Genomic DNA, 24,529 nt, shown 5'->3' with positions numbered 1-24,529 from the left:
ACCACAACGCCGCGCGCGACACCATGATCACGTCCATCACCGCCGACCTGCCCGCGCCCTTCGTGCTCGCGATCGCGCTGGCCGGCGTCTTCCTGATCGCCTTCATGAAGGGCGCATTCGGCGGCGGCTTTGCCATCGTCGGCATCCCGCTGCTGTCGCTGGCGATGGATCCGATCGCGGCGGGCGCGCTGCTGGCGCCGCTGTTCGTCGTCATGGACATCACCGCGCTGCGGTTCTGGCGGCCCAACACCTGGTCGCGCGTCGACCTCGCGATGCTGCTGCCGGCGCTCGTGATCGGCATCGGCCTCGGCTATTTCGTGCTGCGCGACCTCGACCGGCACGCGGTCGAGATCGTGATGGGCGCGGTGACGCTGGTGTTCGCCGCGCTGTGGTTCATCGGCGGCGGCGAGATCAAGCCGCGTCCGCGCTCGACGATCAAGGCGACGTTCGCCGGCCTCTCCTCCGGCGTCACCACGATGGTGGCGCATTCGGGCGGGCCGCCGCTTGCGATCTATCTATTGCCGCTCGGCATGTCGAAGGCGCTCTATGCCGGCACCACCAGCCTGTTCTTCACGGTCGGCAACTTGCTTAAGGCAGGTCCCTGGCTCGTGCTCGGCACTCCGTCACGCAGCCTGTGGCTGCTGATGGCGCTCTGCGTGCCGGCGGTGCCGGTCGGCGTCTGGGCCGGATGGCGGCTGCACGAACGCCTCGACCAGCGCGCGCTGTACCGGACCTGCTACGCCATTCTGGTGATCACCGCGGCCAAGCTGCTGTGGGACGGGCTAGCCGGATACGTCCACCCCTGAGCGGTCGCGCCGCGTGCCGGCAACCCGCTTTTAACCCTGCGACGAAACACGGACGAAACAAAACCCTAACGGCACGAAACCATTTTGGCGATTTGGTGCAAACGTCCTGAAACGCCTCCCCTGTACTGCTTTGATCCAACGACGCGCCGGAACTGGCGCGCAGGGCGCAAACAACAGGGGTCGACAATGTTCAATTCCGTCAAGCTGAACGCACGTCTCGCTGCCGCCGCCTTCGGTGCGCTGGCGATTGGATCAGTCGCTTTCGCGAACTCCGCCGCGGCTGCGCCGCTGCCGATGTTTCCCTTCATCCTGACGCCGCCGACCGAGGCCGTGCAGCCGCCGGTGCAGTCGATGCCGCAGGCGCAGGAAGAAGACCGCTCCGTCGAACTGCCCGCCCGGCTGCGTCGCCAGGTCGTCGCCTATCCGACGCGCGAGGCGCCCGGCACCATCATCATCGACACCCCGCACACTTATCTCTATCTCGTGCTCGGAGGCGGCCAGGCGATGCGCTACGGCATCGGCGTCGGCCGCGACGGCTTCACCTGGTCGGGCACCCAGACCATCACCAAGAAGGCGGAGTGGCCGGATTGGACCCCGCCGCCGGAAATGATCGCCCGCCAGCCCTATTTGCCGCGCCACATGGCCGGCGGCCCCGGCAACCCGCTCGGCGCCCGCGCCATGTATCTCGGCGGCACCGTGTACCGCATCCACGGCACCAACGCGCCGGAGACGATCGGCACCCACGTCTCCTCCGGCTGCCTGCGGCTCACCAATGAGGACGTCAGCGACCTCTATTCGCGGGTCAGCGTCGGCACCAAGGTGATCGTGCTGCCGATGACCGACCGCCGCGCCGACCTCGGTTCGGCCGTCCGCTAACAAGACCGACTTCCCCAAGCCCCCTCCAAGGGCTCAGGCAACGGCTCCGGCACCCCACCGGGGCCGTTGCCGCGTTCACAATCGTTAACGTCCAGGTGACCCGGACATTCGGGCTGCTTCCGCCCCTGAAGCAGCTTGATCCCGCCACACTGGCGCCCTCGTCGGCGGGCCTGTACAACCCGTCAAAATTGATTTTCATCCGGGGGAATGATGCGTCTACCGATGCATCCGAGAACGATCGCACTCGGCATCACCGTCGTGCTGATCTCGTTCGCAATCAGTCTCAAGGCCATGGACTGGCTCGCGCCGAGCGCCACCCTGCAGAAGCCGCAGCTCGCCGAGCTGCCGCCGCTGCCGCAGGCGCCGCGGTCCTCGACGATCGTGGCGCAGGTCTCGGTCGCGCTGTCGGCGATCCGCGACGCCGCCGAGCGCGGCGCGCCGAAGACGTTCGGCGGCAAGGCCGACAATCCGGTGCAACAGATCCTGCAAAATGCCGACATCGGCTGGACCGCGTCGCGCGGGCCGATCGCGGCCACCGGCGCGCAGGACGTGCTGACGCTGACGACCCCGATCAACGGCACGCTCAAGGTCACCGGCTCGCTGTCGGCGAAGGCGACGGGCGCCGTCAGTAACGCACTCGGCAGCCTGCTCGGCGGCAACGTCGCCAAGCAGATCGGCGCGGTGAACATCAAGAACATCGACGCCAATGCCGACATCAAGGGCAACGTCACCCTGACCGCACGGCCGAAGCTCGGCGCGTCCTGGCGGATCGAGCCGAACCTGCAGGCGCAGGTCAATCTCGGCGACACCAGCCTGTCGGCCGCCGGCGTCCGCATCAACGTGCCGGCCCAGGTCAAGCCGGTGATCGACAAGGCGGTGGCCGACCAGATCTCCGCGGTCGAGGCACGATTGCGCAACGACCCGGTGTTCCAGAACAACGCCCGCGCGCAATGGGCCAAGGCCTGCCGCTCGCTCCCGCTGCAAGGCACCGGCGGCACCGCATCGATGCCGCCGATGTGGCTCGAGCTGCGGCCGATCCGCGCGATCGCGGCGCAGCCCAAGGTCGATGCGTCCTCGATGATCCTGACGATGGGGATCGAGGCCGAGACGCGGATCACCGAAACACAGACCACGCCCAACTGCCCGTTCCCCGACAAGCTCTCGATCGTGCCGCCGATGTCGAGCCAGATCGCGATCGGCCTGCCGGTCGACATGTCCTTCACCACGCTGACGCAGCTGGTCGAGGCGCAGCTGAAGGGCAAGACCTTCCCCGAGGACGGTTCCGGCCCGGTCGACGTCACCGTCAAGAGCGCGAGCATCGCGGCCTCCGGCGACCGGCTTTTGATCTCGCTTCTGGTGCATGCCAAGGAGAAGAAGAGCTTCTTCGGGCTCGGCGCCGAGGCGACCGTGCATATCTGGGGCCGGCCCCGGCTCGACCAGGCGGCGCAGACGCTGCGGCTCGCCGACGTCGAGCTGGCGGTGGAATCCGAGGCGGCGTTCGGCCTGCTCGGCGCCGCCGCGCGCGCGGCGGTCCCGCACATGCAGCAGGCGCTGGCCGACCGGCTGGTCGTCGACCTGAAGCCGTTCGCGGCCAACGCCCAGCGCAAGATCGCCGCCGCCATCGCCGACCTGCAGAAGAACGAGGAAGGCATCCGCGTCGACGCCGACGTCAACAGCATCCGCCTGGCCGACATCGCGTTCGATTCGAAGACGCTGCGGGTGATCGTGGAGACCGACGGCACCATCAAGGCCGCCGTCACCGCATTGCCGGCACTGTAGCCTTGCCCTCTCCGCGCCAGCGGGGCGAGGGCAACAGCTTTCCGCTCATCGAGTAGCGGCAGCCCATATGCCCAAAAAGTCGTCTTTGCGACAGGTTGCCGCACCGGATAGAAGGTGCCCCGTGGAAGCAACCAACGAAAAGTCAGGGAGACAAACTCGATGAAATCGCTCTTGGCCGCAGCGGCGGCCGGCTTCGCGCTCGCGGTCTCCGGCACCGCAGCCAACGCCCAGATCTCCGACGACGTCGTCAAGCTCGGCGTGCTCACCGACATGTCGAGCCTCTATGCCGACGCCACCGGCAAGGGCTCGGTCGCCGCCGTCGAGATGGCGGTCGCCGATTACGGCGGCAAGGTCAAGGGCAAGCCGATCCAGGTCGTGGTGGCCGACCACCAGAACAAGCCCGACGTCGGCGTCGGCATTGCGCGCAACTGGTACGACAACGACAAGGTCGATGCGATCCTCGACGTGCCGACCTCATCGGTCGCGCTGCCGATCTCGGCGCTGACGCGCGAGAAGAACAAGATCCACATCAATTCCGGCGGCGGCTCCTCCGACATCACCGGCACCGCATGCTCGCCCAACACCGTGCACTGGACCTACGACACCTATGCGCTGTCGAACGTCGCGGGCAAGGCGATGGTCAAGCGCGGCGAGGACACCTGGTTCTTCGTCACCGCCGACTATGCCTTCGGCATGGCACTGGAGCGCGATGCCGCCAACGTCGTCAAGGAGAGCGGCGGCAAGGTGCTCGGCGACGTGCGCCATCCGCTCAACTCGTCGGACTTCTCGTCCTTCCTGCTGCAGGCGCAGGCCTCCAAGGCCAAGGTCGTGGCGCTGGCCAATGCCGGCGGCGACACCACCACCGCGCTGAAGCAGGCCGCCGAGTTCGGCCTGGCGCAGGGTGGCCAGAAGCTGATCGCGCTGCTGATGGAAATCACCGACACCCACGCACTGGGCCTGAAGGCGACGCAGGGCCTGATCGTCACCGACGCCTTCTACTGGGACATGAACGACGAGACCCGCGCCTTCTCGAAGCGCTTCAACGAGAAGGTCGGCCACATGCCGACCATGATCCAGGCCGGCCTCTATTCGGCAACCATGCATTACCTGAAGGCGATCGAAGCCATCGGCACCGACGAGGCGCCGAAGGTGATGGAGCAGATGCGCAAGACGCCGATCAACGACTTCTTCGCCAAGAACGGCCATATCCGAATCGACGGCCGCATGGTGCACGACATGTACCTGTTCGAAACCAAGAAGCCCGAGGAATCCAAGGGCGAGTGGGACCTCTACAAGCTGATCGCCACCGTGCCCGGCGACGAAGCCTTCCGCCCGCTCGACAAGGGCGGCTGCCCGCTGGTGAAGTCGAACTGACGCGCGCGCCGCTGCGCTCCCTCTCCCCGTTCTTACCGGGAGAGGGTTGGGGTGAGGGGCTGTCTCCGCGTACACGTCGATAACCGCGCTCGCGGAGGCTCCCCCTCACCCGGAATGCATCTAACGATGCATTCCGACCTCTCCCCGCACGCGGGGCGAGGTGAAGCGGTGCCCGCTGCTCGATCCGGCGCAAGGTCCTCTTCTTGTCCCAGGTGCCGCACCGTCGACGCATTCGATTGCGCACGGCGACCTCAGAAAATCGAGCTTGGAAGATCGATCGATCCACATCCTCTTTCGTTTGGATCGCGCTTCCCCTCAGTCATCCGCTTGTCAGGAGATTGAGACAAGAAGACAACAGCGTCAGCCCTGGTCGGTTCGGGCGCTCGTGGCATCAACCCGATGCCAGGCTGGAGATGGAGACTTGGCCGTGAAGCAGTTTTGTTCGCGACGAAAGATGCATGTTGGAGCGATGCTGCTCGGCGCGACGGCCCTGGCGATCCTGCTGCCGTCGATCGCGTCGGCGCAAACCGGCCCGGCACCTTCAGGCGCCAAACCGTTCCTGACCGTCGACGGCAAGCTGCCGCTGGTGATCGGGCATCGCGGTGTGCCGGGCCTGGTGCCCGAGGAGACCGAAGCCTCGTACGAGCTCGCCGCCGACCTCGGCACCGACTCGCTCGAAGAAGACCTGCATCTGACCAAGGATTGCGTGCTGGTGGCGCGCCACAATCCATGGCTCGGCGACAACACCAACGTTGCCGAAGTGGCGAAGACCAATGCGGACGTCGCCAAACGCAAACGCACGACGCCGGGCGTCCGCGTCAAGGTGAAATGGGTGCAAACCCAGACCAGCGGCCCGGCTGAATATCCCACCGACCTCCTCGATCCGGCCGATCCGAAGTCGGTGCTGAAGGCGCTGATCGTCGACAGCGATGATCACACCAACGACTGGTCGATCACCGATTTCACCATGGCCGAGCTGAGAACCTGGATCGCCGGCACCACCTATGATGCAGCCAACGAGCGGCCGAAACTGTTCAACGGCAAGTTTCCGATCATCAGCTTCCAGGACATCATCGACATCGCCAAGGCCAAGAGCAAGGCGACCGGACGTTCGATCTCGGTCTATCCGGAAACCAAGAACCCGACCTGGAACAATGCCCAGGCGATCGCCAATGGCTGCGGCGCGCCCGGCAGCCGTCCGCTCGAGGACGCCCTGATCAAGATCATCAAGGAGAACGGCCTCAATTCAAAGGACGCGCCGATCATCGTGCAGAGCTTCGAGCCCGGCAGCCTGAAATACATGCGCAGCCACGGACTGGAAACACGGCAGGTCCAGCTGATCGACGGCAACGGCGTCGACTTCAGGACGGGTAAGGTGCTGCTCAACAATATCGCCAATTCCCGCCCCTACGACTGGACGGTTGCGGGCGACAGCCGCACCTTCGATACGATGCTGACGCCGGAAGGCCTCGCCGAGATCAAGACCTATGCCGACGGCATCGGTCCGTGGAAGGCCTATATCGTGCCGTACAAGATCTCGCCCTGGACGGACGAGAGCGCCGACGGCAAGCCGACCAAGGGTTCGACGGCGGACGCCAGGACGCAGGACGCAACCAGCGTGATCGCCGACGCGCACAGGCTCGGCCTGTTCGTGCATGTCTTCACGTTCCGCAACGAGAAGAAATATCTCGCCGCCGACTACCACGGCGATCCGGCCCTTGAATATCTGAAGTTCTTCCGTCTCGGCGTCGACGGGGTGTTCACGGATTTCACCCACACCGGCGTCGCCGCCCGCGCGGCTTACCTGCGCGAGCTCGGCCGGTGAAGCCTGCGCAACAAAAGCGCGCCCGGCATCACCGGGCGCGCTTGTCTTTCACGTCATGCGCTATGCGTCAGTCGGTCGAGTACTTGAACTCGGGCATCGCCTTCAGCTCATCCTTGGTCGCGCTGAACACCGCGTGATCCGGATACCAGGGATTCGGCTTCGAGGACGATGCCGCAGGGGCCGCGCCCGTTGTGGTCGTCGACTTGTTCGTGCTGCCGGTGTTCGCAGCACCGGTATAGGCGACCGGCTCGTTGACGAACTTCACCTTGTCGATCGGCACCGCGACCAGGTGCTCGCCGACACCCAGGAAACCGCCGACGCCGATCACGACCGCCTTAATGGCACCGCCCTTGTCCATCAGGAGATCATTGATCGAGCCGACGCTCTCGTTACTGTCGTTGTAGACGCTAAGGCCGACGACCTTCGACGCGCGCCAGTCACCCTTGTAGGTGTTCGGCGAGGTGGCCGCCGTCGATGCCGGCGGTGACATCTTGTTGTCGGTCTTGTCGGCGGGCGTTTGCGCGACCGCGACGGTCGCAAGCAAAGCCGAGCCGGCAACGCCGGCGATGATTGATTTGATCAACATGGTTGCGCTCTCCTCAGTTCGCACAATCGATGCTGGGAGAACCCGTGATGTCAGCGACCGTTCCTATTGCGCCTGCGCTCAAAAGCCGCTCCGGTATGACGGAACACGGTCACGGTGCAGCATGCACCGGCAACTTTTCGATAGACGGGACGTTGCAGTGCTTGACGAAAGCGATCGCCGCATCTCAACTAGGCTGCGGTTGAGCCTCACGACTGCGCCGGACGCGCAGTCCCTGATGTGACGATGTTTGGCTCACTAAGTCGTCCCGGCGAACCGCGCGGCATGCACGCGCGCCCGAGCGGGCATCAGCGATCGACATCCGTCGATCCCGCGCGCGCCGGTCGCCGTGCGATCAGAAGCCGCCCCAATAGGGCGGCACGCCATAGAAGCGATGCAGCTCGACTTCCTGCGAGCGATCGCCCCAGTCGAAATCCTTGTCGGCGCGAAACGACGGCGCCCGCTTCAACTCGTCATCCTCGATGTCGAGTTCATAGGCCTCGAACTTCGGGTTATAGTGCAACCGGCCCCACGGCAGCGGAATCAGGTTGGTTCCGATCCCGAGGAAACCGCCGAAGCTCAGCACCGCGTATGACACCTTGCCCGAGATCTTGTCGATCATCAGCCGCTCGATGTGGCCGATCATGTCGCCATTGGCGCGGCGCACCGCGGTCCCCTCAACCCGGTCGCTTGCAATCAGCTGATGCGGCCTTGTCCTGACCTCGACAGCCATTTCACCCTCCTCAACCTGAGCCCTTATCTGAGCCCTTGCCCGAAACTTGGCCCGGACCATGGCCCGGACCTTGGCTTGAAAGAGAAATAACGCGTCGCCGGGCAAACGGGTTCCGGCCCCGATATGACAGCGAGCCTTGCCTTTTTCCGGCTGCCCTGGCCGTCACGCCTCCCGGTCCGAGCCGGTTGGAGTTCGGCCCGGATATCAACGCGTTAGCTTGATGACAGAACGCTAACTTTTCTCCCCGCCGGGGACCTGTTTAACTCGATCGGCTGGGCAAGACTTAGAAACACACTGAAACAAAATTCCTGAGCCGCTTTCCCCGAATCACGGACAAAAGATCGGTATGACCCAGGCTGCGCCCAATATCCTAGTCGTCGAGGACGATCGCGAGACGCGGTCCCTCATCGCAAAATATCTCCGCACCAATTCCTGCCACGTCACGACCGCCTCCGACGGCCGCGAGATGGCCAAGGCGATGACCGATCACCGCGTCGATCTGCTGGTGCTCGATGTCATGCTGCCCGGCGAGGACGGCCTCAGCCTGTGCCGCAAGGTGCGCGCGGAGTCGCAGACGCCGATCATCATGCTGACCGCGCGCGGTGAGGACGTCGACCGCATCCTCGGCCTCGAGATGGGCGCCGACGATTATTTGGCAAAGCCGTTCAACCCGCGCGAGCTGTTGGCGCGGATCAACGCGGTGCTGCGCCGGCAGGCCGCCGCGCGCAACGCCAGCGCGATCGAGGGCGCGACCACGCTGACTTTCCTCGGCTGGCGCATCGACATCCGCTTGCGCGAGCTGCGCAACCCCGACGGCGCGCGCGTCGCCATGACCAGCGCCGAGTTCGACCTGCTGCGGACCTTCTGCGAACGGCCCGGCCGCGTGCTGTCGCGCGACAGCCTGCTCGACCTGACGCAGGGCCGCAGCGCCGGCTCGTTCGAGCGTTCGATCGACGTGCTGGTCAGCCGTATCCGGCGCAAGATCGAGCCCGATCCGCAGGAAGCCACCATGATCAAGACGGTGCGTTCCGGCGGCTATGTGTTCACTCCGAGGGTGGAGGCGGTTGCCGCCACGAGCAACTGACCATGAAGCTGCTGCGCGTGCTGAGTCTGCGGGGGATCGGCGCCCAGATGGCGGCGCTGGTCGTCGTCTCGATCGTCGCGCTGCATCTGATCATCACCGCCACCTTCCTGATCCATCGCCCGGATCGGCCCGATGCGTCGGATCGCTGGCACACCCAACTCGCCGCCGCCGCGCAACTGCTCGGGCATGCTCCGGCATCGGAGCGGCCGCGGCTCCAGGCCGACATCGCCCGCGCATTCCCGCAGCTTGCGGTCGGCGACCTGCCGGCCGACGCCGGCGCGCTCGCCGAGACGGACGCGCCGAGCCTGCACGCGCTGCGCCGGCTCGGGGCCGGCTATCGCGTCTTCTCGCTGCCGCGCGAGGCGGGTTCTGCGCCGCATGACAGCGAGATCCGCCGCGTCGCGATCCGCCTGCCCGACGGCGCGATGTTCGCCGCCAACCTGATGCCGGATCAGCACATGCGGCCGTTCTGGGGCGGTCCGTGGATGATGACGGTGCTGTTCGCCGTCATCAGCGTCACCCTGCTCGGCCTGTGGGCGGCATGGGCGCTGACCGCGCCGCTGTCGTCGTTCGTCAAGGCGGCCGAGACCTTCAGCCTGAACGGCGCCGAAGCTCCGCTGCCCGAGCGCGGGCCAGAGGAGATCCGCTCGCTCGCCAAGGCGCTGAACCGGATGCGCGAGCGGATCACCGCATTGATCGACGACCGCACCAAGATGCTGGCCGCGATCAGCCACGATCTGCGCACGCCGATCACGCGGATGCGACTGCGCGCCGAATTCATCGAGGACGAGACCAATCGCCACCGCATGCTGCGCGACCTCGACCAGATGCGCTCGATGCTGGAATCGGTGCTGTCGTTCCTGCGCAACGACCGCAAGCTCGAGGAGATGACGCTGGTCGACATCGCGAGCACGCTGCACCTCGTCACCGACCAGTTCGTCGACATGGGACACAAGGTCAATTACGAGGGCCCGCAGCACGCGATGGCGACCGCGCGGCCCGCCGATTTGCATCGCTGCATCACCAATCTGGTGGACAATGCTGCGCGCTTCGGCGGCGAGGTGACCGTTCGCCTCGACGTCAGGCCCGACCGCCTCGTCGTCGACATCGAGGACGACGGCCCCGGCATCTCGGATGCGCACAAGTCGACCGTGATGGAGCCTTTCGTGCGCGGCGACCAGGCGCGCAACATGGACGAAGCCGAAGGCTTCGGCCTCGGCCTGTCGATCGCCAACGCCATCGTGCTCGCGCATGGCGGCACGCTGTCGCTGCACGATCGCACTCCGCACGGGCTGGTGGTCCGGATCGAATTGCCGGCGCATCAGCAACCGTTGCAGCCGCCGCAGCGAACCGCAGCCTGATCAGGCGAGGCGAGCAGCGTTCAGGCGGCGAGCGGCGTGAGTTGCGTGTGGTCGTAGATCGCGACCGCCTCGAAGCGGTAATTGCAGGCGCGACAATTCCACAGATAAGACGTGCGGCCTTCGCTGTGCTCGACCCAATCGGGGCGGGCGATCGGCTTGCCGCATTGCGCGCAGGGATTTTCGCGAGGCATATAGCCAATGTCCTGACGGACTGAATCTTGACGATTCATGGCGCATCTCCCGAATGTTGTTTCTTGCGTGCTCTGGAATGGACAGACGTGCTGACTCAACACGCGCGCTGCCTTGCCGAGAAGTGTAAACCTTCGTCGAGTCGTTTGCACGACAAACTGCTGTGGATAGCGTGCGGCATAACGCGATCGGGAAAATCGGAAGAAAAACAATTCTCGGCTGAGTCGATCGAAGCAGACAATTTGAAGCATCCGCCGCGCACGCGCGCCGTCCGCCTCGCCCACATCCGGACAATCACCGACGCAGATCGTCCGCTGATGCGAAGGTTTTGCCACATTCCTGCCCGTTCGCCGTACCAATGAGACCGCAGAACCGACGCGCGTTTGACCCACCCGAGCGTATCAGAGATGAAGACCGTTCAGACCTTCAGCCGCCTTGCCGTCAGCAGCCTTGCTGTCAGCAGCCTTGCCGCCGTTGCGTGGCTTGCGTCCTGCGCCGGCGCGAGTGCGCAATCGCGCGCGCAATACGAGGCGATGGTGGCGGCCGAGGCGCAGGCCAATCTGGTGCCGGAAGAGCTGGTCCATCGCGTCATCGTCCGCGAGAGCAAGTACCAGCCGCATTTGATCGGGCGCGGCGGCGCCATCGGCATGATGCAGATCAAGCTCGCGACCGCCCGCGGGGTCGGCTACACCGGTACCGCCGAAGGTCTGCGCGACGCCGCGACCAACCTCCGATACGGCGTCAGATACCTCGCCGGCGCCTATCGTGCCGCCAACGGCGATTTCGATCGAGCCGTGCGTTATTTCGCGGGCGGGTATTACTATGTCGCAAAGCGGCAGCGCGGCGGTCACCTCAAAGAGGCGATGCATGGCGCCGCCGGTGCACCGCCGAAGGAGCTCGCGAAGCAGGATCAGGTGACGGCCGATACCGCCGAGCCGAGGCCGGAACAGGCCGAAAAGTAAGCCTGTCGCGGCGCTGACGCGCTTGGCGCGGCTGCGGGCCCTCCCCGCGGCGAGATCACGCGTTCCTACGGCTGTAACCTCGTGTGAGGAGCTGCGGCACCACGGCGCGCCCGCTCGTGGCATACAAGTTGACACAGAGGCCCATCCGCCTACATTAGAGCCGTTCCGAGGGGTGCTCCGAAGGAGGAGCTGAGATACCGCAAGCTTGGGCGTCGCCGTCAGGCGATCAGTTCGGGACCGCGGTGACCCTTTGAACCTGATCCGGGTCATGCCGGCGAAGGGACAGGGATGTACCAGACGTCAAGACCGCGGGGGGATTCCCCCGTCTCCATCATCGGCGCAGGGATAGCCGGCGCCTGGCATGCGTTGTTGCTCGCAGCGGCCGGACGTGCCGTCACCCTGCATGAGCGCAGTGACGCTGGGATGACGGACTCCACAAGCCATTGGGCCGGCGGCATGCTGGCGCCGTGGTGCGAAGCGGAGGCCTCCGAGCCGGTGATCTCGCGGCTTGGCATCCGCTCGCTCGATTTGTGGCGCGACCATTTTCCGCAAACCGCGTTCAACGGCTCGCTGGTGGTGGCGCATCCGCGCGACCGCACCGATTTCGAGCGCTTCGCCCGTCTCACCACCGGCTACCGCAGGCTGGACGCGCAGGCCGTGAGTGCGCTCGAGCCGTCGCTCGAGGGCCGCTTCCGCGAGGGACTGTTCTATCCCGAGGAAGGCCATGTCGAGCCGCGCCGCGTGCTGCCGCAGCTCCATGCGGCGATCGCCAAGGCCGGCGGCACCATCAGGTTCGGCAGCGCCGTGGAAGCCGATGATCTCGACGGCCTCGTGATCGACTGCCGCGGGCTTGCCGCGCGCGACCGCGAGCCGAGCCTGCGCGGCGTCAAGGGCGAGATGATCATCATCGAGACGTCCGAGGTCGAGCTGTTGCGCCCGGTGCGGCTGATCCATCCGCGCTGGCCGCTCTACGTGATCCCGCGCGGCGACGGCCGCTTCATGCTGGGCGCGACCTCGATCGAGGCCGAGGATAACGGCGTCAGCGTGCGCTCGGCGCTGGAATTGCTCGGCGCCGCCTATGTGGTGCACCCGGCGTTCGGCGAGGCGCGCATCGTCGAATTCGGCGCCGGGCTCAGGCCCGCCTTCCCGGACAATCTGCCGAAAATCAGGATCGAGCAGGAACGCATCACGGTGAACGGACTCTACCGCCATGGCTTCCTGCTGGCGCCCGCGCTGGCCGAGCTGACGCTCGCCTATCTCGCGCGCGGCGAAATCGACAATGAGGTGATGCAATGCGTGTGATCGTCCAATGCGTGTAATTGTCAACGGCGAGCAGCGGGAGATCAACGCAGCCAGCGTCGACGCGCTCTTGGCCGAGCTCGACTACGAGGGCAGCCATTTCGCGATCGCGCTGAATTACGACGTGGTGCCGAAGAGCCGCTGGGCCGAGACGCGGCTTCAAGCCGGCGACGAGATCGAGATCATCACGCCGCGGCAGGGAGGGTGATGTGACGCGCAATCGCGCCCTTTACTCCGCCGTCATCGCCCGGCTTGACCGGGCGATCCAGTACGCCGCGGCTCCTCGGTTGACGGCAGGGCCTCTGGAATACTGGATCCCCGCATGCGCGGGGATGACGACCACATTTGAGGAGACGCCTCGAACATGGTGAACTTCTACGGCAAATCCTTCCCCTCCCGCTTGCTGATCGGCACGGCGCTGTATCCCTCGCCCGCGATCATGCAGAACGCGATCCGCGCGTCCGGCGCCAGCATCGTCACGGTGTCGCTGCGGCGCGAGGCCGCGGGCGGCAAGACCGGCGATGCGTTCTGGGCGCTGATCCGCGAGCTCGGCGTCACCGTGCTGCCGAACACCGCGGGCTGCCGCAGCGTGCGCGAAGCGGTAACGACTGCAAAGCTGGCGCGCGAATTGTTCGGCACGCCCTGGATCAAGCTCGAGGTGATCGCCGACAACGACACACTGCAGCCCGACGTGGTCGGCCTTGTCGAGGCCGCTACCATCCTGGTCAAGGACGGCTTTGAGGTGTTTCCCTACTGCACCGAAGATTTCTCGGTCGCCTCGCGCCTGGTCGAGGCCGGCTGCAAGGTGGTGATGCCGTGGGCCGCGCCGATCGGAAGTGCAAAAGGCATCACCAACCGCGATGCACTCAAACTGCTGCGCGATCGCCTGCCCGACATCACCCTGGTGGTCGACGCCGGGCTCGGCGCACCTTCGCACGCCGCCGAAGCGCTCGAGCTCGGCTATGACGCCGTGCTGCTCAACACCGCGATCGCAAAAGCCGACGATCCCGTGGCGATGGCCAATGCCTTCCGCTTCGGCGTCGAGGCCGGCCGCACCGCCTACGAAGCCGGGCTGATGCAAGCGCGCGACTTCGCCTCCCCCTCCACCCCTGTCGTTGGGACCCCGTTCTGGCATGCCGTATCCTGATCCATTCTATCCCGTCGTCGACAGCGTCCAATGGGTCGAGCGACTGACAAAACTCGGCGTCGGCACCATCCAGCTGCGCGCGAAAGAGCTCGACGATTCCGGGGCGTTGCAGATCGTCACCGACGCGCTCGTGGTGACCAGGGGCACGGGCACAAAACTCGTCGTCAACGACTACTGGCGCGCGGCGATCGTTGCCGGCGCCGAGCACCTGCATCTCGGCCAGGAAGACCTCGCGGCAGCCGACCTCGCCGAGATCCGCAAAGCCAAGCTCACGCTCGGTATCTCGACCCATGACGATGCCGAGCTCGCCACCGCGCTCGCCGCCAAGCCGGACTATGTCGCGCTCGGCCCGATCTTCTTCACGACGCTGAAATCGATGCGCTTCGCGCCGCAGGGCATTGCGAAGATCACCGAGTGGAAGAAACGGATCGGCGCCATTCCCCTTGTCGCGATCGGCGGCATCAAGTTCGAGCAATCAGCCGAGATCTTCGCCGCCGGCGCCTCGTCGATCGCCGTCGTCAGTGACGTCACCCAGAACGCGGACCCCGACGCGCGGGTGCGGCAATGGCTCGGCCTTAGCGCGGAGGCCGCGTGATGCACACTCTCGTTCCACACCCCCTGCCGTCATCGCCCGGCTTGACCGGGCGATCCAGCACGCCGCGGCTTCACCGTATCCCACCGCGGCCTCTGGAATACTGGATCCCCGCTTTCGCGGGGATGACAGCGGTACTCAACTCGCGCGCAGCGCTGCCAACGAACTAACGGAGAATCCCTCATGAACATCCGCTCCAACCCCGACACCACTCGCCCCGCCGTCACCACAGGCGCGCTGCCCGCCTCGCGCAAGATCTTCGCGACGCCCGCAAGCGCACCCGATCTCCGCGTGCCGCTGCGCGAGATCATCCTGTCGGAAGGCGCCGGCGAGCCCAACCTGCCGGTCTACGACACCTCGGGCCCCTACACCGATCCCGACGTCACGATCGACGTCAATGCCGGCCTGCCGCGCAATCGGCTGGCCTGGGTTAGGGAACGCGGCGGCGTCGAGGAGTATGAGGGCCGCACCATCAAGCCGGAGGACAACGGCAATGTCGGTGCAGCCCACGCCGCCAAGGCGTTCACCGCGCACCACACGCCGCTGCGCGGCCTCGACGGCCACAAGATCACCCAGCTCGAATTCGCCCGCGCCGGCATCATCACCAAGGAGATGATCTACGTCGCCGAACGCGAGAATCTCGGCCGCAAGCAGCAGCTCGAACGCGCCGAGGCAGCCCTTGCCGACGGTGAAAGTTTTGGCGCCGCGGTGCCTGCCTTCATCACGCCGGAATTCGTCCGCGACGAGATCGCGCGCGGCCGCGCCATCATCCCCTCCAACATCAACCATGCCGAGCTCGAGCCGATGATCATCGGCCGCAACTTCCTGACCAAGATCAACGCCAATATCGGCAACTCGGCGGTGACCTCATCAGTGGAGGAGGAGGTCGACAAGATGGTGTGGGCGATCCGCTGGGGCGCCGACACCGTGATGGACCTCTCGACCGGCCGCAACATCCACACCACCCGCGAATGGATTTTGCGCAACTCGCCGGTGCCGATCGGCACCGTTCCGATCTATCAGGCGCTGGAGAAGTGCGACGGCGATCCCGTCAAGCTGACCTGGGAGCTCTACAAGGACACCCTGATCGAGCAGTGCGAACAGGGCGTCGACTATTTCACGATCCATGCCGGCGTGCGCCTCGCCTATATCCACCTCACCGCCAACCGCGTCACCGGCATCGTGTCGCGCGGCGGCTCGATCATGGCGAAGTGGTGCCTCGCGCATCACAAGGAGAGCTTCCTCTACACCCATTTCGACGAGATCTGCGACCTGATGCGGAAATACGATGTCTCGTTCTCGCTCGGCGACGGCCTGCGCCCGGGCTCGATCGCCGACGCCAACGACCGCGCCCAGTTCGCCGAACTGGAGACGCTCGGCGAGTTGACGAAGATCGCGTGGGACAAGGGCTGCCAGGTCATGATCGAGGGCCCCGGCCACGTGCCGATGCACAAGATCAAGATCAACATGGACAAGCAGCTCAAGGAATGCGGCGAGGCGCCGTTCTACACCCTCGGGCCGCTGACCACCGACATCGCGCCGGGCTATGACCACATCACCTCGGGCATCGGTGCCGCGATGATCGGCTGGTTCGGCTGCGCCATGCTCTGCTATGTCACGCCGAAGGAGCATCTCGGCCTGCCCGATCGCAACGACGTCAAGGTCGGCGTCATCACCTACAAGATCGCGGCCCACGCCTCAGACCTCGCCAAGGGCCACCCCGCTGCACAACTCCGCGACGACGCGCTGTCACGTGCTCGCTTCGACTTCCGCTGGCAGGACCAGTTCAACCTCGGCCTCGACCCCGAGACCGCGAAGAACTTCCACGACGAGACCCTGCCGAAGGAAGCCCACAAGGTCGCGCATTTCTGTTCGATGTGCGGCCCGAAATTCTGCTCGATGAAGATCACCCAGGACGTCCGCGACTACGCCGCGACGCTCAACGACCCGACCGGCGTCGGAGCGTCGATGTCAGGCACCATCGAGGACGGCATGGCGACGATGAGCGCCAAGTTCAAGGAGATGGGCGAGAACCTGTATCTCGACGCGGACAAAGTGAAGGAGAGCAATCGGGTGTTGTGAGGCTTCGACCTCACCGCTCGTCATGCCCGGGCCTGACCCGGGCATCCATCTGCGAATGAGAAGCCGGGCGAAAGCCCGGCTTTTTTGTCAATGGAGCCTGGATGCGAAGCGACATCCTGGATTCCTATTCGCCCCACGTACCACTGCAGCATGCAGGCCAAATGCTACCGCGCCTCATCTTGGAACGGTCGCAGACTACAATTCATGCGGTAAAGCTTCCAAGATCTAATCGTAAGAAACGAAAAGGCGAGAAACATCACGAATACAATCGCACCAACGACCTGATTTTCGTAAAGATAGCAAAGGAGCGCTATGCCGAGCGCAGCGAAGCAAGAGCCCACTTGGGATTGCACATAGTCTGCCTGCGTCGGCAAAGGCGTCGTTGGCCTAAGAATGTACTCCGAAAAGGCAAACTTCGAATTCAACCCATCCTGAAATTGCGAAGGCAACACGTCAATGAGCGCGACGTAAGCTGTCTGGAATTTGTAAGCTGACCAGAGGACCGCAATAGTCGTCGCAATTGCCAGAATCGGGACAACAATCATCTTGCTCCGCCTTGCTAACGCTCGTTAGCCGATTTTGGTGTCTCAGCTTCTGGCTGCGACGTCAGTCAGCGACCCGGTCAAGTTAAGCTTGGTGCTGGGCATTGCGACAGAGCTTACTGCGACCGAGTTGCATAAACCACTATGGTAGGCGGGCACGATGGGAGGGCTCTCTCCCCCCCTTGCGGGGGAGAGTTGGAGAGAGGGGTACCACGGACGCCGGCGTATGCCCCTCTCGCTAGCCCGCCCCCGCAAGGGGGGGGGAACCCATCTGCCGATGCTTCCCTTACGAACAATGACACTACGCAGACGCGCTAAGCGCTGTCTGCGCGCCGTGCCTCGCCCCCGTGCCAAACTCAATCTCCTGATACCCCTTCTCCGCCACGCCGTTGATGATCCCCAAGAACTTCGGCGTGCCACCGTTGTAGACGAAGTACCGCACCGTCCCCTCTTCATGCCCCGGGACGTTGGAGTTGTAGCCGGTGAACCAGCCCTTGGCTTTGCGCATCAGCATGATCTCGTACATCTTGACGACATGCGCGGTCCAGCGCTCTTGCGCTTCCAGCGTGGCGTCGGCGCGGGTCAGGCCGCGGTCCCACATGTATTGCAGCAGATTGGTGCACCAGTTGACGCCGTTCTCGATGCCGCGCGGGAAGTTAGTCGAAGCCGACGCGCTTTGCGGGCCGGTCGGCATCAAGAGGTTCGGGAAGCCGTGCACGAGCATGCCGAGGAAGGTCGACGGCGCGTGCTTCCATTTGTCGGCGAGCTTCTCGCCGCCGGCGCCGCGGATATCGATCAGGTCGTAGGCGCCGGTGATGGCGTCGAATCCGGTGGCGTAGACGATGATGTCGAAGGCATAGTCGCGCGCCGTGGTGCGCAAACCGGTCTCGGTGACGCGGACCAGCGGCGTCTCGGAGAGGTCGACGAGGTGGACGTTGTCGCGGTTATAGGCCTCGAAATAGCGGGTCTCCAGCGGCAGGCGCTGCACGCCGAAGCCGTGATCCCGCGGGATCAGCTTCTCCGCGACCTTCGGATCGTTGACGCGCTGGCGGATGCGGCCTGCGATGTACTCGGACAATTCCGCATTGGCGGCTTCATCCATGAAAATCTCGCGGAAATTCGCGAGCCAGATGCCGAAGCCGGGCTCGTCGTAGAGCTTGTCCCACAGCTTCAGCCGCTCCTCGCGGCTCACCTCGTAGAAGCCGCGCTTGTCGGGGCCATGGACGAAACTGCCCGGCGTCAGCGCGCAGGCGGCGAAGATCTCGTCGTAGCGGGCGCGGATGTCGGCCATCTCCGCTTCCGAGATCGCAGAGTTGTTGAGCGGCGCGCTCCAGTTCGGCCGGCGCTGGAACACGGTGAGCTGGCCGACCTTGTCGGCGATCTCGCCGATCACCTGAATGCCGGTGGCGCCGGTGCCGATCACGGCGACCTTCTTGCCGGCGAGATCGACCGGCTCGTGCGGCCAATAGTAAGTGTGGAAAGAAAGTCCCTTGAAGTCCTCGATCCCGGGCAACCGCGGCATGGTCGGCGCCGACAGCAGCCCGATCGCGAGCACCACGAAGCGGCAGGTCAGCTCGCGGCCGTCACTGATCCTCAATCGCCAGAGATCGCGCGTCTCGTCGAAGACCATGGTCTCGACCTTGCGGTTGAACTGCATGTGCTGGCGCAGGTCGAACTTGTCGGCGACGTAGTGGAGGTAGCGCAGATTTTCGGGCTGGCCGGAGAAGCGCTCCTTCCAGTGCCATTCGTCGAGCAGCTCGCGCGAGAACGAGAAGCCGTAGGTATAGCTCTCCGAGTCGAAACGGCAGCCGGGATAGCGGTTCCAGTACCAGGTGCCGCCGAGATCGGGCGCGGCTTCCAGCACGGTGGCATCGATGCCGAGATCGGCGAGCCGCTTGATCTGGTAGATGCCCGCGACGCCGGCGCCGACCACGATCACCTCGAAATGGGTTTTCGCCTCTCCCGTCATGGATCGCTCCAATAGTCTTCTTGATCTGTTTGAAGGGATTACAGACCGTTTTGCCTGTGCAGGCAACCGCGACGCGGCGCATGCGACTTGCGTTGAGACGCTGCAAGCGCCACATCGATCCCTGCCTTTCAACGCGCGGGAAATTCGGACGAGCGACATGGACGACAACCTCACCGGCGTCTGGGACGGCAGCTATGTGCAGCCGAGCGGCATGGTCACGTTCCTGGCGACGCTGATCGACGCCGGCGGCGCGCTCGGCGGCAGCGTGACCGAACCTTGCGTCGCGCCGGGCTGCCCGATCAGCACCCACAACGCTTCGCTGTCCGGTCACCGCTCCGGCAGCGCTGTCACGTTCGTCAAGCGCTACGAGCCGGCTGGTTACGGCTATGACACCGTCCACTATGAAGGCGCGGTCAATGCCGACGCGACCGAGATCGACGGTCGCTGGAGCATCCGCGGCACGGCGTTCTCGGGACGGTTCCTGATGGTGCGTGCGACCGGGCCGGCGCAGGCGGTCGCGGCCGAGGACGAGATCAAGGAGCCGGTGCGTTAAAGCGCGATGAGATTTGGTTGAATCGTTATCGCGCTTTAGCTTCTCTGTTTGAGCATGATCTTTTCGGAAAACCGCTTCGCACTTTTCCGGATCATGCTTTGGCATCGCGGCAAGCTTGCAGGATCGATCATGCCCCAGCGCAGCGCCGGTCTCCTGATGTTTCGCCGCAGGCACGGCCTCGAGGTGCTGCTGGTGCATCCCGGCGGCCCGTTCTGGGCGAGGAAGGACGACGGCGCATGGTCCACCCCCAAGGGCCTCCACGAGGAAGGCGAAGATCCGCTGATCGCCGCGCAACGCGAATTCGAGGAGGAAACGGGACAGCGGCCGGTCGGCACCTTCATCGCGCTTGGCAGCTTCAGGCAGCCCAGCGGCAAGCATGTCAGCGCCTGGGCCTTCGAAGGCGACTTCGACCTTGCGGCGTTCAGGAGCAACACCTTCAAAATGGAGTGGCCGCCACGGTCGGGCCGGCTGGCGGAGTTTCCCGAGGCGGATCGCGCCGGCTGGTTTGCGTTGAACGAGGCGTTCAGAAAAATCACCAGGGGGCAGCTTGCGCTGTTGCATAGCCTGGTCGAGAAGCTGGGTTTGCCGAAGGACGAGTTCGACTAAGCAAGGCCACTGGTACCGCGCTGCGATGCCCGACAGCAATCTTCACCGCCTCCCCGACCAGCTCCGCGCCGATCTGCGCCTGGTGTTCGTCGGCACCGCGGCGAGCACGCGCTCGGCCGCAGTCGGACATTACTACGCGCATCCCGGCAACCGGTTCTGGCGCGCGCTGCATGAGGCGGGAATCACGCCGCGGCGTTATCGGCCGGACGAGTTCGCGGCTTTGCTCGCACTCGGCATCGGCTTCACCGATCTCTGCAAGACCGGCGCCGGGATGGATCATGAGATCGCGCGGGACGCGTTCGATGTGATCGGCTTCAGGACGAAGATCGAGACATATCGGCCGAAGACCATCGCCTTCACCAGCAGAAAGGCGGCGAGCCTGTTTTATGGCAAACCGACCAGCGCGCTTGCGCTCGGGAGGCAGCCGGCGATGAATGGATTTCCCGATGTGTTCGTGCTGCCGTCGCCATCGGGCGCGGCGTCCGGCCATTGGAGCTTGCAGCCGTGGCGCGAACTCGCCGAATGGATCGCGTAGATATCCGGATGGAACGGCGCAGACTTCTCCGTCATTCCCCGGTGCGCAATTGCGCACCTGAGGGCGCGCCGCTTGGCGCGAGCCCGGAATCCATTGGGCTGCACAGTTAGTGGATGAATGGATTCCGGGCTCTCGCTCCGCGAGCCCCGGAATGACGAAGCGGCGGGCGGCGTCCTACTCCTTCAACGTGATCGCCAACCCGCTGAGATCGACATTGGCCATCAGGCCGACCTGCTTGCCGCTCAGTTCGAGCACCGCGCCGTTCTGGTTGGTGAGCAGGATGCCGCGCATCCCGGCGCCGAGCGCGACGCCCACGCCGGCCGCGGCATAGACGCCGGCGATATCCTGGGCGCGGCGGATGTTGCGCACCCGGCCCTGCAACGTGGTCTGCGAGCCGCCGAACACGAGGCCGTAGTCCAGCCCGCCGGCCGTGAGCCCGTAAGTCTGGCCGTGGAAGGTCAGGACGCCCTTGCCGGCGGAGCCGCCGAACACCCAGCCGCCCTTGAAGATGACGAGCGTCACCGCGCCCTCGTCGGCCAGCGCAGCGGACGATCCGGTGAGCAGCGCCAGCGCGAACAGCACGGCGCGGGCAGCGGATGACAATCTCATGGGGAGTTCTCCAGATCGAATCGCGGCAATCCGACCGGGCGGCGGCACGTCGAAATGCCTGCAAAACACGCGGGATTGCGCTTGTTCATGTTCGCGCGGAGTCTATCATCGCCCTTATAGTCGCGCGACCATTGGCGCATATGCGGCCACCGCTTTGCGCCATCGCTGAGGAGTTTGCGCAACAGGGACCCGCACCGATGCACAATTTTACCCCAGTTTCCGGCCTTGCCGGCGGCGCGCTGATCGGGCTTGCCGCGGCGCTCCTGATGCTGCTGACCGGACGAATCGCGGGGGTTACCGGCATCGCCGGCGGCCTGCTCCAGCCCGATACCAGCGATCGGGGCTGGCGCATCGCATTCATCGCCGGGCTGATCGCGGCACCGCTGGTCGCGGCCCTGTTCGGCGCGCCGCTGCCGCGGCCGGCGATGAACGGAAGCCTCGCAGTGATCGCGATCGCGGGCCTCCTGGTCGGGTTCGGCACCCGCATGGGCAACGGCTGCACCTCGGGCCACGGCGTCTGCGGCTTCGCGCGGCTGTCCGGCCGCTCGATCGCGGCGACGTTCATCTTCATGACGGCGGCGATCGCAACCGTTGCGATCACAAGACATGTGATAGGAGGCTAGCCATGCCGGTTCTCGCAAGCTTCGCGTGCGGCCTGATCTTCGGCGCGGGCCTTCTGATCTCCGGCATGACCGATCCGCAGAAGGTGCTCGGCTTCCTCGACCTGTTCGGCGCCTGGGATGCGACGCTCGTCTTCGTGATGGCGGGCGCGGTTGCGGTGGCCGCCACAGGCTTTGCGATCGCGCGGCAGCGCACCGCGCCCGCCTTGTCAGCGCGCTTCGTCTGGCCCGACCGCAACGACATCGATGCGCCGCTGGTCGGCGGTGCCGTGCTGTTCGGCATCGGCTGGGGCCTCGCCGGCATCTGCCCCGGGCCGGCACTTGTCAATCTCGCCGGGCTGTCGCTGCCGATCGTGGTGTTCGTCGTCGCGATGCTGGCCGGCATGTTCGGCAACGAGGTCTGGCGCCGGCGGGCGGCCGCGCCGCACATCATCGAAACCTCTCCCCTTCCATCTCGCGCAGACGGGTGACCTCATGACAGAGATCAAGCACTTCCCTCCTCCGCCCGGCGTCCAGGCGCCGCCGCTCTCGTTCGGCGCCCGCGTCGGCGATTTGCTGTTCATATCCGGCATTCCCGGCTTCGACGCCAACCGCGAGCTGCCCGACAGCTTCGAGGCGCAGTTCGCCAATGTCGTCACCAATTTCAAGCGCGTGCTGACCGAGGCGGGCGCGACGACGCGCGATCTCGTCAAGGTCAACGTGCTGCTGACCCGCGCCAGCGACGTCGCCGCGATGAACGCACTCTATGCCGGCGCATTCGGCCCCGCGCCGTATCCCGCGCGCACCACCTGCGTGGTGGTGGCGCTACCCAATCCGAAGATGCTGATCGAGATCGAGGGCGTGGCGCACGTGAAGGGGTAGCCACCTCACCCGTCATTCCGTCGCTCGCGAAGCGAGAACCCGGAATCCATCATGCCGCAGGGCCTGTGGAGCAATGGATTCCGGGCTCTCGCTTCGCGCGCCCCGGAATGACGACGGAGAGTATCGGGCGCCTGCGTTCGCCAGGACGACGATGTGGAGAAAACGTGCGTGAAACTCCAAATCGCACGGCGCTGCCTCAGCCAGCCGCTAGAACAACGACCCCTGCCCGTCATCCTCACGCACAGCCGCCTTCCTTGGCGCGGCCTTCTTCGCTGCCGGTGCGTCCTCCGCCGCGATCTCTTCCGCGGTCATCGGCAGCAGCAATTGCGCGTCGTCGTTGGCAACCGCGTTGACCCGCATCGTGACCTGGTGCCAAGCGAATTCGCCGACGTCAGGTCCCTTCAGCATCGGCATCACGTCGTCGACATCGTTGGGCAGGCAGTCGAGCCAGCGCGCGAACTGCTCGGGGCGGATCGTGACCGGGACGCGGTGATGCAGCTGCGCGAGGTCGGCGCTCGCCGGCGCGGTGACGATCGCGACCGTGTCCTGCTCCTCTCCGTTCGGCCCCATCCAGATCTCGGCAAGGGCTGCGAAGGCCGTCGGATGGCCGTCGCGGCGATGGATGAAGAACGGCCGCTTGCGGCCGCCGGCATCGTGCCACTCGTAATAGCCATCGGCCGGGATCAGCGCGCGGCGCCGCTTGATCGCATTCTTGAAGGCGGGCTTCTCCCGCACGGTCTCGGAGCGGGCGTTGATCAACAGCGAGAAGGTTCTGGGGTCCTTGACCCAGGACGGGATCAGGCCCCAGCGCATCAATTGAAAATGCCGGCCGCCATTCTGCAGCAGCACCACCGGGATCGGCTGGGTCGGCGCAATATTATACCGTGGCGGAAAATTCGGCTGCTCGATATAGCCGAACATCTCCCGCAAGGCCGCCGGCGGCGAGGTTATGACAAAGCGTCCGCACATATTCCGTCCAGAGTGGTATCCGTTTATTCTGCCTTAACTTGGAGCGTTAAAGACTGCGATCAATGACCTCAACGGCCGCCATAGCGGGCTCTTCCCCGCGACCGACGTACCCCGACGAGGCGCGGGCGGCGCAATTGCGCGCTGCCAACATCAATCCCCGCACCGGGCTTGCGACCGACTACCTCAATCACTTCAACGAAGCCATCATGCTTCTGGAGATGGTGCCGGACCTGCCGGAATGCGCCGACGATTTCCTGGAATGGCAGCCGCTGTCCTATGCCGAGCATTTCACCGCGTCCAATTTCAAGGCGCGTGACCTCGCGATCGAGGCCTATGAGATGGCGAACGCCGGTATCCGGGCGGAATTCGACCAGCTCACCGACAGCATGACCAGGATCCTGACCGAGGTCGGTGCCGCGATGCGGCAGTTGCAGCAGGACAAGAGCCGGGTCGCGCTCGCCGAGCAGGCCATCGTCTGGGTCAAGCCGCTGGTGATGCAGACCGCCGGCGTCATCAACGGCGCCGCAGAGGCCGATGTCGATCGGATCATGGCGGGCGCCTGAGATATCGGGC

General features: G+C 65.2%; 26 protein-coding genes and 1 riboswitch. Of the genes, 20 read left to right on the top strand and 6 right to left on the bottom strand.

The window, feature by feature from the left end; translation table 11 throughout:
• Positions 1–23 precede the first annotated feature (23 nt).
• From ACVW17_RS19175 to ACVW17_RS19155, 5 genes are all read left to right on the top strand, one after another.
• Positions 24–806, top strand: a complete 783-nt coding sequence (locus ACVW17_RS19175; protein ID WP_456756474.1) for a sulfite exporter TauE/SafE family protein — start codon at positions 24–26, stop codon at positions 804–806.
• A 186-nt stretch (positions 807–992) separates the two neighbouring features.
• Positions 993–1,682, top strand: coding sequence for a L,D-transpeptidase (locus ACVW17_RS19170; protein ID WP_456753317.1), 690 nt, complete (start codon positions 993–995; stop codon positions 1,680–1,682).
• A 210-nt stretch (positions 1,683–1,892) separates the two neighbouring features.
• Positions 1,893–3,461: a DUF4403 family protein gene (locus ACVW17_RS19165; protein WP_456753316.1), complete on the top strand. Its 1,569-nt coding sequence runs from the start codon at positions 1,893–1,895 to the stop codon at positions 3,459–3,461.
• A gap of 159 nt (positions 3,462–3,620) precedes the next feature.
• Positions 3,621–4,835 carry an ABC transporter substrate-binding protein gene (locus ACVW17_RS19160; RefSeq protein ID WP_456753315.1) on the top strand — a complete coding sequence of 405 codons (1,215 nt, stop codon included), beginning with the start codon at positions 3,621–3,623 and terminating at the stop codon, positions 4,833–4,835.
• A 427-nt stretch (positions 4,836–5,262) separates the two neighbouring features.
• The gene (locus ACVW17_RS19155) at positions 5,263–6,660 is read left to right on the top strand and encodes a glycerophosphodiester phosphodiesterase family protein (protein ID WP_456753314.1); all 1,398 of its coding nucleotides are present in this window, start codon (positions 5,263–5,265) and stop codon (positions 6,658–6,660) included.
• A gap of 67 nt (positions 6,661–6,727) precedes the next feature.
• Here ACVW17_RS19155 and ACVW17_RS19150 read toward each other — a convergent pair whose 3' ends face one another.
• The gene (locus ACVW17_RS19150) at positions 6,728–7,246 is read right to left on the bottom strand and encodes a PRC-barrel domain-containing protein (protein WP_456753313.1); all 519 of its coding nucleotides are present in this window, start codon (positions 7,244–7,246) and stop codon (positions 6,728–6,730) included.
• Positions 7,247–7,598: 352 nt separating this feature from the next.
• Positions 7,599–7,976 carry a PRC-barrel domain-containing protein gene (locus tag ACVW17_RS19145; RefSeq protein WP_021079972.1) on the bottom strand — a complete coding sequence of 126 codons (378 nt, stop codon included), beginning with the start codon at positions 7,974–7,976 and terminating at the stop codon, positions 7,599–7,601.
• A 346-nt stretch (positions 7,977–8,322) separates the two neighbouring features.
• Between ACVW17_RS19145 and ACVW17_RS19140 the strand changes: the two genes are divergently transcribed.
• Both ACVW17_RS19140 and ACVW17_RS19135 read left to right on the top strand, forming a co-directional pair.
• Positions 8,323–9,060 carry a response regulator gene (locus ACVW17_RS19140; RefSeq protein WP_409902747.1) on the top strand — a complete coding sequence of 246 codons (738 nt, stop codon included), beginning with the start codon at positions 8,323–8,325 and terminating at the stop codon, positions 9,058–9,060.
• Positions 9,061–9,062: 2 nt separating this feature from the next.
• Positions 9,063–10,421, top strand: coding sequence for an ATP-binding protein (locus tag ACVW17_RS19135; RefSeq protein ID WP_456753312.1), 1,359 nt, complete (start codon positions 9,063–9,065; stop codon positions 10,419–10,421).
• 20 nt (positions 10,422–10,441) lie between these two features.
• On the opposite strand, the gene ACVW17_RS19130 is transcribed toward ACVW17_RS19135, so the two are convergent.
• Positions 10,442–10,651, bottom strand: a complete 210-nt coding sequence (locus ACVW17_RS19130; RefSeq protein ID WP_456756473.1) for a hypothetical protein — start codon at positions 10,649–10,651, stop codon at positions 10,442–10,444.
• 366 nt (positions 10,652–11,017) lie between these two features.
• On the opposite strand from ACVW17_RS19130, the gene ACVW17_RS19125 reads away from it, so the two are divergent.
• From ACVW17_RS19125 to thiC, 6 genes are all read left to right on the top strand, one after another.
• Positions 11,018–11,572, top strand: coding sequence for a transglycosylase SLT domain-containing protein (locus ACVW17_RS19125; RefSeq protein WP_456753311.1), 555 nt, complete (start codon positions 11,018–11,020; stop codon positions 11,570–11,572).
• 158 nt (positions 11,573–11,730) lie between these two features.
• A riboswitch (TPP riboswitch) is annotated at positions 11,731–11,873 on the top strand.
• Entirely contained in the window at positions 11,861–12,874 is a 1,014-nt protein-coding gene (locus ACVW17_RS19120; RefSeq protein ID WP_456753310.1) for an FAD-dependent oxidoreductase, read from the top strand. Its footprint overlaps the riboswitch before it by 13 nt.
• Positions 12,875–12,881: 7 nt before the next feature.
• Positions 12,882–13,079: a sulfur carrier protein ThiS gene (gene thiS, locus ACVW17_RS19115; protein WP_456753309.1), complete on the top strand. Its 198-nt coding sequence runs from the start codon at positions 12,882–12,884 to the stop codon at positions 13,077–13,079.
• Between the two features lie 156 nt (positions 13,080–13,235).
• The gene (locus tag ACVW17_RS19110; protein WP_456753308.1) at positions 13,236–14,018 is read left to right on the top strand and encodes a thiazole synthase; all 783 of its coding nucleotides are present in this window, start codon (positions 13,236–13,238) and stop codon (positions 14,016–14,018) included.
• The gene (gene thiE, locus ACVW17_RS19105) at positions 14,005–14,613 is read left to right on the top strand and encodes a thiamine phosphate synthase (RefSeq protein WP_456753307.1); all 609 of its coding nucleotides are present in this window, start codon (positions 14,005–14,007) and stop codon (positions 14,611–14,613) included. Before ACVW17_RS19110 ends, thiE begins: the two co-directional genes overlap by 14 nt.
• 180 nt (positions 14,614–14,793) lie before the next feature.
• Complete coding sequence (gene thiC, locus ACVW17_RS19100) at positions 14,794–16,692, top strand: phosphomethylpyrimidine synthase ThiC (protein ID WP_456753306.1); 1,899 nt, start codon at positions 14,794–14,796, stop codon at positions 16,690–16,692.
• 843 nt (positions 16,693–17,535) lie between these two features.
• Here the strand turns inward: thiC and ACVW17_RS19095 are convergent.
• Positions 17,536–19,203 (bottom strand): flavin-containing monooxygenase, encoded by a 1,668-nt coding sequence (locus ACVW17_RS19095; protein ID WP_456753305.1) that lies wholly within the window; start codon positions 19,201–19,203, stop codon positions 17,536–17,538.
• Between the two features lie 157 nt (positions 19,204–19,360).
• Here ACVW17_RS19095 and ACVW17_RS19090 point away from each other — a divergent pair, with 157 nt between their 5' ends.
• The 3 genes from ACVW17_RS19090 (at position 19,361) to ACVW17_RS19080 (ending at position 20,897) form a co-directional block, all read left to right on the top strand.
• Complete coding sequence (locus ACVW17_RS19090) at positions 19,361–19,756, top strand: hypothetical protein (RefSeq protein WP_456753304.1); 396 nt, start codon at positions 19,361–19,363, stop codon at positions 19,754–19,756.
• Positions 19,757–19,885: 129 nt separating this feature from the next.
• Positions 19,886–20,362, top strand: a complete 477-nt coding sequence (locus tag ACVW17_RS19085; protein WP_456753303.1) for an NUDIX domain-containing protein — start codon at positions 19,886–19,888, stop codon at positions 20,360–20,362.
• Positions 20,363–20,387: 25 nt separating this feature from the next.
• The gene (locus ACVW17_RS19080; protein WP_456753302.1) at positions 20,388–20,897 is read left to right on the top strand and encodes a mismatch-specific DNA-glycosylase; all 510 of its coding nucleotides are present in this window, start codon (positions 20,388–20,390) and stop codon (positions 20,895–20,897) included.
• A 174-nt stretch (positions 20,898–21,071) separates the two neighbouring features.
• Here ACVW17_RS19080 and ACVW17_RS19075 read toward each other — a convergent pair whose 3' ends face one another.
• Positions 21,072–21,506: a hypothetical protein gene (locus ACVW17_RS19075; protein WP_456753301.1), complete on the bottom strand. Its 435-nt coding sequence runs from the start codon at positions 21,504–21,506 to the stop codon at positions 21,072–21,074.
• 197 nt (positions 21,507–21,703) lie between these two features.
• Between ACVW17_RS19075 and ACVW17_RS19070 the strand changes: the two genes are divergently transcribed.
• From ACVW17_RS19070 to ACVW17_RS19060, 3 genes are read left to right on the top strand one after another with little or no spacing between them, the layout of a single operon-like run.
• A complete protein-coding gene (locus ACVW17_RS19070) occupies positions 21,704–22,129 on the top strand; it encodes a YeeE/YedE family protein (RefSeq protein ID WP_456753300.1) in 426 nt (141 codons plus the stop codon).
• Between the two features lie 2 nt (positions 22,130–22,131).
• Positions 22,132–22,596, top strand: coding sequence for a DUF6691 family protein (locus tag ACVW17_RS19065; RefSeq protein ID WP_456753299.1), 465 nt, complete (start codon positions 22,132–22,134; stop codon positions 22,594–22,596).
• Positions 22,597–22,600: 4 nt separating this feature from the next.
• On the top strand, positions 22,601–22,987 hold the full coding sequence (locus ACVW17_RS19060; RefSeq protein WP_456753298.1) for a RidA family protein: 387 nt from the start codon (positions 22,601–22,603) through the stop codon (positions 22,985–22,987).
• A 207-nt stretch (positions 22,988–23,194) separates the two neighbouring features.
• Here ACVW17_RS19060 and ACVW17_RS19055 read toward each other — a convergent pair whose 3' ends face one another.
• The gene (locus tag ACVW17_RS19055) at positions 23,195–23,956 is read right to left on the bottom strand and encodes an SOS response-associated peptidase (RefSeq protein WP_456797793.1); all 762 of its coding nucleotides are present in this window, start codon (positions 23,954–23,956) and stop codon (positions 23,195–23,197) included.
• Between the two features lie 62 nt (positions 23,957–24,018).
• On the opposite strand from ACVW17_RS19055, the gene ACVW17_RS19050 reads away from it, so the two are divergent.
• A complete protein-coding gene (locus ACVW17_RS19050) occupies positions 24,019–24,519 on the top strand; it encodes a hypothetical protein (protein ID WP_456753296.1) in 501 nt (166 codons plus the stop codon).
• Positions 24,520–24,529: the final 10 nt, after the last annotated feature.

It is taken from the genome of Bradyrhizobium sp. USDA 4473 (assembly GCF_054063335.1).
The sequence above is the reverse complement of the archived record's forward strand: the minus strand, read 5'-3'. Positions and strand labels throughout refer to the sequence as shown.

Coding starts and splice junctions, on each gene's coding strand:
- thiE (WP_456753307.1), top strand. CDS start 14,005: ATGCCGTATCCTGATCCATTCTATCCCGTCGTCGACAGCGTCCAATGG.
- ACVW17_RS19075 (WP_456753301.1), bottom strand. CDS start 21,506: ATGAGATTGTCATCCGCTGCCCGCGCCGTGCTGTTCGCGCTGGCGCTG.
- ACVW17_RS19060 (WP_456753298.1), top strand. CDS start 22,601: ATGACAGAGATCAAGCACTTCCCTCCTCCGCCCGGCGTCCAGGCGCCG.
- ACVW17_RS19140 (WP_409902747.1), top strand. CDS start 8,323: ATGACCCAGGCTGCGCCCAATATCCTAGTCGTCGAGGACGATCGCGAG.
- ACVW17_RS19135 (WP_456753312.1), top strand. CDS start 9,063: ATGAAGCTGCTGCGCGTGCTGAGTCTGCGGGGGATCGGCGCCCAGATG.
- ACVW17_RS19110 (WP_456753308.1), top strand. CDS start 13,236: ATGGTGAACTTCTACGGCAAATCCTTCCCCTCCCGCTTGCTGATCGGC.
- ACVW17_RS19170 (WP_456753317.1), top strand. CDS start 993: ATGTTCAATTCCGTCAAGCTGAACGCACGTCTCGCTGCCGCCGCCTTC.
- ACVW17_RS19085 (WP_456753303.1), top strand. CDS start 19,886: ATGCCCCAGCGCAGCGCCGGTCTCCTGATGTTTCGCCGCAGGCACGGC.
- ACVW17_RS19160 (WP_456753315.1), top strand. CDS start 3,621: ATGAAATCGCTCTTGGCCGCAGCGGCGGCCGGCTTCGCGCTCGCGGTC.
- ACVW17_RS19125 (WP_456753311.1), top strand. CDS start 11,018: ATGAAGACCGTTCAGACCTTCAGCCGCCTTGCCGTCAGCAGCCTTGCT.
- ACVW17_RS19120 (WP_456753310.1), top strand. CDS start 11,861: ATGTACCAGACGTCAAGACCGCGGGGGGATTCCCCCGTCTCCATCATC.
- ACVW17_RS19130 (WP_456756473.1), bottom strand. CDS start 10,651: ATGAATCGTCAAGATTCAGTCCGTCAGGACATTGGCTATATGCCTCGC.
- ACVW17_RS19070 (WP_456753300.1), top strand. CDS start 21,704: ATGCACAATTTTACCCCAGTTTCCGGCCTTGCCGGCGGCGCGCTGATC.
- ACVW17_RS19165 (WP_456753316.1), top strand. CDS start 1,893: ATGCGTCTACCGATGCATCCGAGAACGATCGCACTCGGCATCACCGTC.
- ACVW17_RS19050 (WP_456753296.1), top strand. CDS start 24,019: ATGACCTCAACGGCCGCCATAGCGGGCTCTTCCCCGCGACCGACGTAC.
- thiS (WP_456753309.1), top strand. CDS start 12,882: ATGCGTGTAATTGTCAACGGCGAGCAGCGGGAGATCAACGCAGCCAGC.
- ACVW17_RS19065 (WP_456753299.1), top strand. CDS start 22,132: ATGCCGGTTCTCGCAAGCTTCGCGTGCGGCCTGATCTTCGGCGCGGGC.
- ACVW17_RS19055 (WP_456797793.1), bottom strand. CDS start 23,956: ATGTGCGGACGCTTTGTCATAACCTCGCCGCCGGCGGCCTTGCGGGAG.
- ACVW17_RS19150 (WP_456753313.1), bottom strand. CDS start 7,246: ATGTTGATCAAATCAATCATCGCCGGCGTTGCCGGCTCGGCTTTGCTT.
- ACVW17_RS19095 (WP_456753305.1), bottom strand. CDS start 19,203: ATGACGGGAGAGGCGAAAACCCATTTCGAGGTGATCGTGGTCGGCGCC.
- ACVW17_RS19145 (WP_021079972.1), bottom strand. CDS start 7,976: ATGGCTGTCGAGGTCAGGACAAGGCCGCATCAGCTGATTGCAAGCGAC.
- ACVW17_RS19175 (WP_456756474.1), top strand. CDS start 24: ATGATCACGTCCATCACCGCCGACCTGCCCGCGCCCTTCGTGCTCGCG.
- ACVW17_RS19080 (WP_456753302.1), top strand. CDS start 20,388: ATGCCCGACAGCAATCTTCACCGCCTCCCCGACCAGCTCCGCGCCGAT.
- thiC (WP_456753306.1), top strand. CDS start 14,794: ATGAACATCCGCTCCAACCCCGACACCACTCGCCCCGCCGTCACCACA.
- ACVW17_RS19090 (WP_456753304.1), top strand. CDS start 19,361: ATGGACGACAACCTCACCGGCGTCTGGGACGGCAGCTATGTGCAGCCG.